At 47.7% G+C, this 11,620-nt stretch carries 13 protein-coding genes; all 13 read right to left on the minus strand.

Annotated elements, in window-relative coordinates:
• Window positions 1-365: 365 nt before the first annotated feature.
• Entirely contained in the window at window positions 366-707 is a 342-nt protein-coding gene (locus HMPREF9453_RS03405; RefSeq protein WP_008859172.1) for a hypothetical protein, read from the minus strand.
• 117 nt (window positions 708-824) lie between these two features.
• Complete coding sequence (gene radC, locus HMPREF9453_RS03410) at window positions 825-1,508, minus strand: RadC family protein (protein WP_008859173.1); 684 nt, start codon at window positions 1,506-1,508, stop codon at window positions 825-827.
• 44 nt (window positions 1,509-1,552) lie between these two features.
• Complete coding sequence (locus HMPREF9453_RS03415) at window positions 1,553-1,816, minus strand: DUF4321 domain-containing protein (protein ID WP_008859174.1); 264 nt, start codon at window positions 1,814-1,816, stop codon at window positions 1,553-1,555.
• 193 nt (window positions 1,817-2,009) lie between these two features.
• Complete coding sequence (locus tag HMPREF9453_RS03420) at window positions 2,010-2,585, minus strand: hypothetical protein (RefSeq protein ID WP_008859175.1); 576 nt, start codon at window positions 2,583-2,585, stop codon at window positions 2,010-2,012.
• A gap of 296 nt (window positions 2,586-2,881) precedes the next feature.
• Entirely contained in the window at window positions 2,882-4,342 is a 1,461-nt protein-coding gene (gene gltX / locus HMPREF9453_RS03425) for a glutamate--tRNA ligase (protein ID WP_008859176.1), read from the minus strand.
• Between the two features lie 3 nt (window positions 4,343-4,345).
• Complete coding sequence (ispD, locus tag HMPREF9453_RS03430; protein ID WP_008859177.1) at window positions 4,346-5,509, minus strand: 2-C-methyl-D-erythritol 4-phosphate cytidylyltransferase; 1,164 nt, start codon at window positions 5,507-5,509, stop codon at window positions 4,346-4,348.
• Window positions 5,502-6,563, minus strand: coding sequence for a PIN/TRAM domain-containing protein (locus HMPREF9453_RS03435; protein ID WP_232217312.1), 1,062 nt, complete (start codon window positions 6,561-6,563; stop codon window positions 5,502-5,504). The genes ispD and HMPREF9453_RS03435 overlap by 8 nt, the downstream gene beginning before the upstream one ends.
• Before the next feature lie 331 nt (window positions 6,564-6,894).
• Window positions 6,895-8,097: a cation diffusion facilitator family transporter gene (locus HMPREF9453_RS03440; RefSeq protein ID WP_008859179.1), complete on the minus strand. Its 1,203-nt coding sequence runs from the start codon at window positions 8,095-8,097 to the stop codon at window positions 6,895-6,897.
• A gap of 163 nt (window positions 8,098-8,260) precedes the next feature.
• The gene (locus HMPREF9453_RS03445; RefSeq protein WP_008859180.1) at window positions 8,261-8,494 is read right to left on the minus strand and encodes a YdbC family protein; all 234 of its coding nucleotides are present in this window, start codon (window positions 8,492-8,494) and stop codon (window positions 8,261-8,263) included.
• A 213-nt stretch (window positions 8,495-8,707) separates the two neighbouring features.
• Window positions 8,708-9,112 (minus strand): hypothetical protein, encoded by a 405-nt coding sequence (locus HMPREF9453_RS03450; RefSeq protein WP_222859641.1) that lies wholly within the window; start codon window positions 9,110-9,112, stop codon window positions 8,708-8,710.
• A 95-nt stretch (window positions 9,113-9,207) separates the two neighbouring features.
• A complete protein-coding gene (locus HMPREF9453_RS03455) occupies window positions 9,208-9,675 on the minus strand; it encodes a hypothetical protein (RefSeq protein ID WP_008859182.1) in 468 nt (155 codons plus the stop codon).
• Between the two features lie 163 nt (window positions 9,676-9,838).
• On the minus strand, window positions 9,839-10,813 hold the full coding sequence (floA, locus tag HMPREF9453_RS03460; protein ID WP_008859183.1) for a flotillin-like protein FloA: 975 nt from the start codon (window positions 10,811-10,813) through the stop codon (window positions 9,839-9,841).
• Between the two features lie 45 nt (window positions 10,814-10,858).
• Entirely contained in the window at window positions 10,859-11,581 is a 723-nt protein-coding gene (locus tag HMPREF9453_RS03465; RefSeq protein WP_008859184.1) for an NfeD family protein, read from the minus strand.
• Between the last annotated feature and the right edge of the window lie 39 nt (window positions 11,582-11,620).

The following is an 11,620-nucleotide window of genomic DNA, read 5'->3' on the forward strand; positions in this document are numbered from 1 at the left end:
TTGATGATAGAAATAACTGCTCCTATTGCATTTTCACTCCAAATTTCTCCAGTTTTTGTTATAATATCCATGAGGAAAGACCTTTCTTTGTTTTATTCTTTGCCACGGAAATTATAACATTTCCACTCAAGGGGAGGCTTTCCTCTTTTATTGTTTCTGGAAAAATTCCCCTACCGAGTAAAATTTTACACTAAGTAAATAAGTGGTTATATGAGGAACATAAAATTCATTGAATATCCGGCGTAAATGATAAATGACAGGTAAAAAATGGATGGTAAAAATATTCCCTTCGCTCCTCTCTAGGACATAAAGAAGGCCATAAAAGATGGTTTCATCTTTTATGGCCCTCATTGGCATGGATGATATTAATATCCGTTAACCTGACTTACCACGCGGAAATTATCTACATCAAAAGCTTTGCAGATAGCGCCGAAGAAAGGTCCGTAAAGCATGGTCCTGTAGATTTCTGATTTCGCAATGAGAAGAAGCCGTCCGCTGTCAAAAGTCACGCGGATAAGTCCGTTATTCACGTACTTTTCAAAATCCTTCTCCGCCATGGCCTTCTGCAGCCTCTCCAGAGCTTCCCTGGTCGGCCCTTCCTGATATTCAGGCCGTTCCATCACAGGAGTGAACCGGACTTCATAAATCGTGCTGTCATAACCCTTAGATTCAGCAGAATATCTTTTCCCTTTTTCCATTTCTTCCATGAATAAACACCTGTCCTTTACAGTTGAAATATTACATCTACATTATAACATCTTTCACTGGCTTCTGCATGGCGGGGGAAGTTTTAGACAGAGCAGAGATGCCACAGCCCTTCCCCATCAAAGGCATCCTCTTTCATGAAGGCTGACGAAAGTGCCATCACCTATGATGACATGGTCCAGTACTTCCATGTCCAGCAGTTTGGCCGCGGCGGCAAAGGCTTTGGTGATATCCAGGTCCTCCTCGGAAGGTTCCGGATAACCGGAAGGGTGATTATGAACCAGAATGAGACCATAAGCCTTGTACCGTATGCCCCACTTCAGGGCTTCCTTGATATCCACCGGCGCAGCGTTCAGATTTCCTTTCGTAATCATGCGATATCCCAAAAGGCGGTTCTTTACATTGACATAAGCTGTGACGAAGTGTTCCTGATTCTCGTGACGCAGTTTTTCCATAAAAAAGGCTGCCACTTTATCCGGCGCGCTGAAACTGACCAGCTTCCGCTTATCGCAGATAAGAGAAAGCCGGCGCCCCAGTTCTACAGCAGCGCAGATGGTGACAGCCTTGTCAGGCCCTATGCCCTTGATATCAGTGAGATCCCGCCAGTTCAGGTCTTCATAGCCGTTGATACCCGTTTCCCGCTCCAGAAGATCTACCACTTCCTTCGCAATTTCCATAACCGAATGGCCCTGCCTGCCGGTACGCAGAAGAATGGCTACCAGATCCGTATTACTGGCAAGGCGGGGAGAAATCTGGAACCGTTCTCTTGGTTTATCTTCGCTTCGCATTTCCCGTATCAACATGATTTTCACCTCATTGCGGAACAATCATTGATATGCTTATGAAATTAAAATTTCTTGTACAGCCATGCAGCTATCAAAATACCGGCGATACTGATTAGGTTCGGTGCAAACCGGAGGCCGAAATGAAACTGGATGATGCCCAGATTCAGGAAGATATCCTTCAAATCGAAAATTTCAAAAGTCTGGGTCAGATAAGGCATAAGGCCCACAAAATTAACTCCTTCCATGACCTGGCCCAAAATACCGCCGATTAAAGCACCGGCTGCCAGAAAAAGAAGAAGCGGGAAAAATCCCTTGGAAAAATGCATGGTAACAGCTCCTATAGATTAAAGGTGATCGGATCTTCCCAGCTTCGGCTGCGAAGATTCCAAAGTTTGACGGTCCCGGGGAAAATTCGGGGCTAGCGGTAAAAATCACAAAGTCAGAGTGACTAAGCCCCTCTGTCTCTAGCAGCCTTTAGGAAAGCGGAAACATTTCCCAGGTGCCTTGAAACTCATGATTTCAGAACTCGCTTCCCAGGGCGATTTTCCCAGCCACTCTTTCAGCCAGGGCCTTTCCGATGGAATCGGCGGTGCGATACTGGTAAATGACCCGCCATACCGTATTCTTCTGGGTAAAAATATACTCATCCACTGTGAGATCCGTACTCTTGCCCCTGCTCGTTTCCGTAAAGGTAAAGGTCAGTTTCTTACCGTCCAGATTTCCAATCTTCACATCTTCCGTATCAAACTTTACATTGGAAAGAGAAGAATTGCTTTTCAGCACATTCCGGGCCTGTGAGATGAGAACCTTTTCATTCATGTCGGCAGTCACTTTTTCTCCGGTCACAAGAATCTGCAGATGGCTGTTATGGCCCTCTGCCTTCACCACAGAAGCTCCCCTATCCCCCAGATCCACCTGCTTTCCGTTGGAAACAAGCTCGAAAGGAGTGGATACGGTAATGGTCTGGTTATCACAGTGAATGCGGTTCCGCCCGAAGACAAACTGGTCATCCAGACTGTTTCCGCAGCCGGCAAAGAGAAGGGACGCCCCCAGGAGACCGGCGGCCAGTATGAGTTTTGATCTTTTTATATTCATAGTCCAACACTTTCCTCATATTTTGAGTTATCGGCTTTATTATACCATATTATGATAGAGGCTTCAGAAGGTTTAAGGGTAGAGGTCAGGGTCTCTGCATTTTCCTTATCTCCTAAAGGAAGCTGGAGTCACAGGGGAAAGTGGATTTGCAGGGAAAAAGGAGGCTCTTTGCATTCTGTGAAGCAGTAACAGCTGTACTGCCCTTCCCGGGCACATCTGCAGTCTGATTGCCTGACAGTCCGTCTTTTCCCCACACCAAAAAAGCCCCGGAAAATCCGGAGCTTTTTTGTTGGATTTCAGCAGTATTTGAGGCTGTCTCTCAGGCGGGAGAGGGTCTTTTCCCGTCCGAAGAGGGCGATCATGTCATAAAGGCCCGGTCCGTGGGTGACACCGGTCAAAGCGATTCTGACCGGTTCAAAGGCTGCCTTGCCTTTGATGCCGGTTTCTTTCATGAGAGAGGAGAAGCATTTCTTAATAGATGCTTCGTCAAAGGTTTCCAGCTTTTCCAGTGCATCGGCGAAGGCGGTAATGATTTTGCCGCTAGTTTCCTGTTTCATAATGGACAGGGTTTCTTCGTCGGTTACTTCCGGCAGGTCTTCAAAGAAGAGTTTGACATTTTCCGGAGCCTGGGCGCCGTAGTAAAGATGATCGCGGACGTACCAGACTACTCTGGTAAGCCAGTCTTTCTGTTCAGAAGACAGCGGCGTCTTTACGTAGCCTGCTTTTTCAATGAAAGGCAGGGTCAGGTCCAGCAGCTGTTCCGGAGAGAGCTTCTTCATATACTGGAAGTTAATCCAGTTCAGTTTTTCGATGTCGAAAACGGCATCGTTGGAGGAAACCCGTTTCATGGAGAACTGTTTAATCAGTTCATCCCTGGTGAAGATTTCCTGTTCACCCTTGGGAGCCCATCCAAGGAGGGCCAGGTAGTTTACCATGGCATCAGGCAGGTAGCCCATATTTCTGTATTCTGTTACGGAAGTAGCACCGTGGCGCTTGCTCATTTTCTTGTGATCGGCGCCAAGGATCAGGGAAATATGGCCGAATTTCGGAATCGGATAGCCCAGTGCTTCATAAATGGCAAGCTGACGGGGTGTGTTGGACAGGTGTTCTTCGGCACGGATGACGTGGGTCACGCCCATGAGGGAATCATCGATCACCACGGCAAAGTTGTACACCGGAATGCCATCAGATTTGACAATAATGAAATCGCCTACACCGGATGCCTGGAATTCCACATGGCCTCTCACCATATCGTCAAAGGCAAAAACGCCGTCTTTTCTGACTTTGAGGCGGATAACCGGTTTTCTGCCTTCTGCTTTGTACTGAGCCACCTGTTCTTCCGTCAGGTGACGGCAGTGGTCGTCATACACCGGTGTCTGTCCGGCAGCCACCTGCTTCTTGCGGCTTTCTTCCAGTTCTTCTTCGGTGCAGTAGCAGTAGTAGGCCTTTCCTTCGTCGAGGAGGCGCTGTACTTCTTTCTTGTAAATGTCAAGGCGTTCAGTCTGGCGATAAGGGCCGTTTTCTCCGCCCACATCAATGCCTTCATCCCAGGTAAGGCCCAGCCATTTCAGGGAGTCTTTAATATTTTCTTCCGATTCCCGGGAGGAACGTTTCAGATCTGTATCTTCAATGCGGACCAGGAAGGTGCCGCCTGCATGGCGGGCCACCAGCCAGTTGAATAAAGCAGAACGGGCGCCGCCGATGTGGAACGGGCCTGTAGGGCTTGGAGCAAAACGAACTTTCAGTTTCTTTTCCATAAATTAACTCCTCCTGCATACGATGGATGATGCCATGGCGGCTATGCCTTCACGGCGGCCGATGGCTCCCATCTTTTCATTGGTTGTTGCTTTGATGCCTATATCACCAGGCAAGATATCCAAAAAACCGGCAATTTTTTCTTTCATGGCCGGTATGTATTTGGCCAGTTTTGGCTTTTCAGCGATGACGGTACTGTCGATATTCCCCACCATGTACCCTTCATCTTCAATGATCCTCTTCACCTCCATAAGAAGGCGGGTGCTGTCAGCTCCTGTAAACCGGTCATCGGTATCGGGAAAATAATGGCCGATATCGGGAAGGCCGCAGGCGCCGAGAAGAGAATCCATAATGGCATGAAGAAGTACGTCCGCATCGGAGTGGCCAAGAAGGCCTCCCTTTTCGGAAATACGGACGCCTCCCAGAATCAGGGGCCTTTCTTCATCAAAGCGGTGCACGTCATAGCCCTGCCCGATGCGGAAAGGGCAGCGGTCTTTCCGGAGAGCCTGTTCCAGGCGATCCATATCATCCGGCGTCGTCACTTTAAAAAACCGCTCCTTCCCCGGAATGAGTTTCACCGGTACGCCAAGCTGTTCCAGCACGGAAGCATCATCGGTGAAGCTGCCGCCCCGGGACAGAAATTCCACCGCCCGATGGAAAAGTCCGGTCAAAGCGCCCTGGGGCGTCTGGGCCCGGAAAAGACTGCTCCGATCCGGCGTTTCCACAATGGTATTTCCCTCTACCTTTTTAATGGTATCAATACAGGGAACGCCTACGGCCACCGCCGGATTTTCCCGGCTGATGGCAGTAAAGGCATCATCTATGGTCTTGCCGTCTACCAGCGGGCGGGCGCCGTCATGGACAAGAACTTTATCTGATTTTTTTGAAATCATGTGAAATCCATTCCTCACGGACCCTGCCCTGTCACTGCCGCCGGGAGCAAACATGACGCGGATGGAATGGGGAATGGAATCAACAATGGATTCAAAAACCGGCTTTTCCTCGGGCTTGGTAACAATGACCAGTTCTGAAAGAAGACGGCTCTGGAATACATTTCTTAAGGTGTAATAAATGAGAGGATGGCCTGCGCAGGAAAGAAGCAGCTTATTCAGGGATGCCTGCATGCGGCTTCCGTTTCCTGCAGCCACCAGTATGAGCGAATTAATCATTGGAGTCCAGCTTTGCAAAAATCATTTTGCCTGCAGAGGTCTGCAGGACTGATGTAATAATAACGGGCACTTCCCTGCCGATGCAGGAACTGCCGTTTTCCACCACGATCATGGTACCGTCTTCCAGGTAAGCTACGCCCTGCCCTTCTTCCTTTCCCTGCTTGACCAGCTGCACAAAGAGCTGTTCGCCGGGAATCACGGCAGGCTTCACTGCAATGGCCAGGTCATTGATGTTCAGTACACTGACCCCCTGCAGCTCCGCCACCTTGTTCAGGTTGTAATCATTGGTTACGATTTTATATCCCTTGGCACGGGCCAGCTTGACCAGCTTGGAATCCACCTCGTTCATTTCCTCGAAATCATCGGTAATGATATGGAAGTCCCTGCTGTTCTTTTTCATGTGGTTCAGTATATCCAGTCCCCGGCGGCCCCGGTTCCTTTTCAGCACATCAGAAGAGTCTGCAATTTTCTGCAGTTCTTCCAGTACAAATACAGGCACATAAATAGGACCTTCCAGAAAGCCGGTGCGATAAATATCCGCCACCCTGCCGTCGATAATCACATTGGTATCCAGAAGCTTTCCGTCTTTTTTATCCTTATTCTTTTTCCGCTCCGGCTCTGAATGGAAATGGAACCAGCTGGCCATTTCCGATTTCTTGCTTACCGCCAGATGCATACCCAAGTAACCGAGGATAATGCTCAGGGCCACCGATACATAAGGTCCGATATAGGGCACGCTGATAAAAGCCAGTCCCACCAGGTTGGCAATGATAAGGCCCAGGAAAAGGCCCAGGGTGCCAGCCACCAGGTCCTGTACCGACATGGAGGACAGGGATTTTTCTACCCTGGAAGTAAAGGCAAAAAGGCTCCTGTTCAGATAGGGAGAAATAAAGCAGCCCACAATGGCTCCCAGTATCCCTCCTACCAGCATCGCTCCCAGAGACATGAACGTTACGCCCAGAATGGTTTCCGTTAACACTGAATTTGGAAGAAGCGCCGCCAGAACGGTTTCTCCCTGCCTGGAAAGAACGATGCCAAGAACAGTAAAGAGCAATATGAATATTCCTCTTAAAATTTTTTCCGGCATCTTATAAATCCCTCTTTATATACTCTCTTGAATCCCACTTTTACCCGGAATTGGCCTCCGGTATAAGACAATCTGCCGCTTATGGGCTCATAACAAACTTTTCGTAGTAATTATTATACCAAATTGTATACATAATTTATACAGAAATCATGAAAAATTTCTGAAAAAGGAAAGTTTCCCCTATCAGGCAGCAGGAAGGAGCTTCATTTGAAAAAAGATGGAGAGAGTGCAAAGGATGGTTCTAAAGACTTACCATCATCCCTTTCTGGACATGTCACTTCTACAGGCCCCTATCTCCTTACTTTTCCTTATTTCTGCCGGCAATTTCTTTGACTTCCTCTTCATCCCATCCATATAATTTGCCGCTGATAAAGTTTCTGTCCACCATGGTTTCCACGGTATATTCAGGGTTGATGGCCTTCAGATGGCTGCAGATTTCATCATAAATCTCTTTGTCTTTCAGTTTGCAGGGGCCTGTCAATGCCAGTTCGAAGGATAGGTGGATTTCTCCCTTCTTTTCTTCCACAAAGAAGTCATGATAGGAAAGAGGAAGCCTTGTTCTGTAAATGGCCGATTCCAGGTCTCTCCTGTACTCTGCTTCCCTTGGATTGGATACAGCTTTGGGGTCTGCGTGAATGGTAGCCTGCACATTCAGTTTATCCCGCAGGGTAGTCATTACGTTTTCTGCCAGTTCATGACTTTCTACCAGGTTCAGACTGCTGTCAAGTTCCACATGGGCCGTGGCGAAGTGGTTTTCCGGGCCGTAATCATGAACGATCAGGTCATGGACACCATACACGCCGGGGCAGGAAAGAATGCATTCCTTAATTTTCCTGTAAACTTCCTTGTCTGGAGTAGCGCCAAGGATGGAGTTCACCGCATTTTTCATGATACTGTATCCCGTCCACAGAATGAAAAGGGACATGAGACAGCCCATAATACCATCGATCTGGATGCCGAAGAAATATTCCGCCAGTGTGGCCACCAATACGCCGCTGGTGGAAAGAGTGTCGGATAGAGAGTCGGCGCTGTAGGCTTCGAAGGCTTTAGAGCCTATCTTCTCCCCTGCCCTTTTGTACCACCAGGCCAGAAACAGTTTGGCCAGAAGGCCAATGACAAGAATAATGGCAACAAAAACTGTAAATTCCGTATTTCTGGGATGAATAATCTTCTGTACCGATTCCACCAGAAGGGTGATTCCTACATAGAGGATCACCGCTGCCATGACAGTGGAGTTGATATACTCCAGCCTGCCATGTCCAAAAGGATGTTCTTTATCCGACGGCTTGGCAGCATAGTAAAAGGTCATCATGAGAAGCACCACCGAACCCATGTCGGTAATATTATTGAATCCATCACCCATGACGGAAAGGAAACCGCTCTGCCAGCCTGCCAGTATTTTGAAAACACCCAGCATAAGGTTCACCAGAAGGCCCACCAGTCCTGCCATAAAAGCTCTTTTAGTTCTGTCCCCGTTAGGACCGGAAAATAGAAATGTCATAGAAAAATTCACCTCTTGAAAGTTTGTGTATGTTCAGAAAATCAGTATTTTCTGGATTTGCATGCTTTCTAAATCAAAAAAGGAGTGCCTAAAATATCCCATATATACCAAAAGACTCTCCTTTCGGAGAGCCTTCCTTCTATGGACCGCAGTGATTTGACTATTAATACTTATCAAAATCTATGTCATTCAGAATGTCTTTCAGCTTCAGAATTTCTTCCTTTGTCAGAGTAATTCCTTTGGTCATAGCTGAATGGTCCGGGTTCCAGGAACGAAGATCAAACTTCTCGTCCCGGTTGTTCCAGCTCGTGTAGGTCAGCTCTTTTTTCCAGCCATTGGCAGCCACGGACAAATCACCTAATACATCCTGAATGGTATACGTAATCTTTGCAGCCATTTATCAATCACCTCATTAGTCATAAACTAGGACTATCCTATCATACGGACAGTGGAAAGTAAAGGGATGAAAAGGATCCTTCACCAGGGATATCAGGACTGCTTCGGTTCTCTGATAAAAAAGAACGCGGCGGATTGCGGATGTTTTTGACCGCAGCATCCGCGAACTACAATTAAAAAGGAGCCGGCCAATTCCGAGCTCCTTTTCTTACCTCTATGTATTTTCCATTACTTCTTCCTGTTTCCGTTCCACCCAGTTCTGGAAGTCTGCCTTATCGCCCAGAGAAACGTAGGAAAGCTGTACCGGAAGGGCCACCAGGCCGCCGGTAATCCGGGCACCGATATAAAGCTGGCTCCAGTTATGGGAAACGCCGGCCACTTCGTTATATTCTACAGGCATATAGAAAGCACGGAAAGAAATATGATAATCGGAGTTTATGAAAGACCATGGCACAGCTACCAGCAGTTTTTTCTCACAGATGAGGGCCACCGGATTGTGAACGCGATTGATACGCCAAAGGGATAACGCAACCACCAGGGCAGCAATGAAATAGAATATCAGCCCATGATTGGTGTTGTGAGAGATAGCAAAAATCACAGCGGCTGCACTGACAAGCACATAAACGAGGGATAAAAAAATGATATACAGCTTTGAACGGTAACATTCCCATAATATTTTCCCATATAAATTTTCTTTATAGGTATCCAACGCAATCAACTCTTTCCCTTATATTTAAACGGCTTCCATGGCCTTCTGCTCCGGGCCGGACCAAACAGGGCATCATAGATGACCCATTGCCTGGGATCCGGAATGGAACCAGGAAAAGCGGCTTTTTCAGTAGCACCGGCATGTTCTTTCATTCCGGTATTCCCCTGCTTTAAACTCTGTTTAAAGGAAGAAGTGAAGACGGAAGAATTTCTTCCTTTCAATTCCTGCTTTCCAACAGAGAAAGTTTTCCTCTTTTCCCTGGTGAGGTTTTCGCTTCCTGTCGTTAAATCATTATTTCCTGTCTTTATTTTAACAGATTTATTTTTAATTTTAAAGAATTTCTTTTCAGACTGATCCTCATCGTCTGTTTTCTCTTTCTTTTCAGGGACTGCTCCGGTGGTCTTCCCCCAGGAACGGAGCATCTTTTCCCTTACCTTTTCATAATCATAGCCTTTGAGATCTGGATGTTCCATAGGTCCTCCTTATGACAGCCTTCTTCTCATGAAAGAAAGGATTCCATTCCTTGACTGCCGTCATGACTGAATTTTCAAGCAGCAGAAACAGGGGCCTGCTCAAGGAATTCCATGACGCTCCAGTGCCAGGAAATTTCTTCCGAAAGCAGGCTTTGTGAATTAATCACTTTCCTTTGACTTCATGTCCGGCAATGCTGCCCCGCATATCCGTATCAGCTTCTATATTTTTCAGATTATAATAATCCATAACTCCCAGGCGGCCGCTCCGCAGCGCTTCAGCCATGGCTTTAGGCACTTCTGCTTCCGATTCCACTACCTTAGCCTGCATTTCCTGGGTATAGGCTTTCATTTCCTGTTCCTTAGCCACAGCCATGGCCCTTCTTTCTTCCGCTCTTGCCTGGGCGATCTGCTTATCAGCTTCTGCCTGATCTGTCTGCAGCTGGGCGCCAATATTTCTGCCTACATCCACATCAGCAATATCAATGGAAAGAATTTCAAAAGCAGTGCCTGAATCCAGCCCTTTCTCCAGTACTGTCTGGGAAATGTGGTCCGGATTTTCCAGCACATCTGTATGCTTTTCCGCAGAACCAACGGTGGTGACAATTCCTTCCCCTACCCGGGCAATAATGGTTGCTTCCCCGGCGCCACCTACAAGCCGGTCAATATTGGCCCGCACTGTAACCCGGGCGCGCACCTTCAGCTCAATGCCATTTTTAGCTACCGCGGAAATGGTAGGCGTTTCAATGACCTTGGGATTTACGCTCATCTGCACAGCTTCAAGCACATTTCTTCCTGCCAGATCAATGGCAGCGGCCTGCTCGAAGGACAAATCAATCTGGGCGCGGTGGGCCGCAATCAGGGCATCCACCACATTATCCACGTTGCCGCCGGCCAGGTAATGGGCTTCCAGCTGATTCACATTCAAATCCAGCCCTGCCTTGGTTCCTTTGATGAGAGGCAGAACGATCATCCGCGGTTCCACCCGGCGGATACGCATGCCCACCAGATTGAAGAGGGAAATATTGACTCCTGCGGCCAGGGCGGAAATCCACAGCCCCAGAGGTACGAAGTGGAGAAATACAGAAAGAGCAGCCGCAGCTATAACGAGAATCAAAAAAGGAAATATCATGAGTTCCATATATGCCTCCTGATTTATATAATGAAATTAAATTTCATGGACCGATTATACTTCTTTCACCACCACATAGCCGGATTCTGCCTTAACGACCATGACAGCCCTTCCGGCGGGAATAAAAGTGCCTTCCGACAGGGCATCCACCATCTGTCCTTCCACATTCACTTTCCCGGAAGGCCGGAGTACAGAAAAGGCTGTGCCTTTTTTCCCCACCAGCCCCTTCAGGCTGCCGGAGGAAGAGACGAATCCCCTGCTTCCTCTCAGTTCCGTATGAAGAGTCAATTTCTTCCATAAACGGCTGCCTTCCAGATGGCCCAGAATGAAATAGAGAACCACTGCCGATGCCAGAATGGAAAAAGACAGGATATAAAGGGCTGTGATGTCACCGCCAAAGGTGAGGAACAGGCCCCCTAAGACCAGTACCAGTCCGCATAGTATGCCGGCGCCGGACATGAGAAGAAAAATATCCAGAAAAATGAGTACCAGACCGCCAAAGTAAAGAATAAATTCCCAGAAGAAACTTTTCTCCTCATACCAGTTGGCTCCGATAAGAATACATCCGGCAATGGCAGCCGCCAGAGCGCCGCCGGAAAAGCCGGCCGTTTTAATTTCAGCAGCAATGGAAATCAGAATCACCGCAGCCAGCACCGTTTCAATGATGGGGTTTTTAATCAGCCCCGCAGCATCAGCACCGTCAAAGGCAGAAACCGGCATTACGAAAGAAAGAAAAAAGGGCAGGAGAAAAAGCAAAGTTTTAAAATGCTGTTTCATGATCCCACCTCCTTACCATATGCGTAGAAGAGAAAGTCA

It is taken from the genome of Dialister succinatiphilus YIT 11850, assembly GCF_000242435.1.
Classification (GTDB): domain Bacteria; phylum Bacillota; class Negativicutes; order Veillonellales; family Dialisteraceae; genus Dialister; species Dialister succinatiphilus.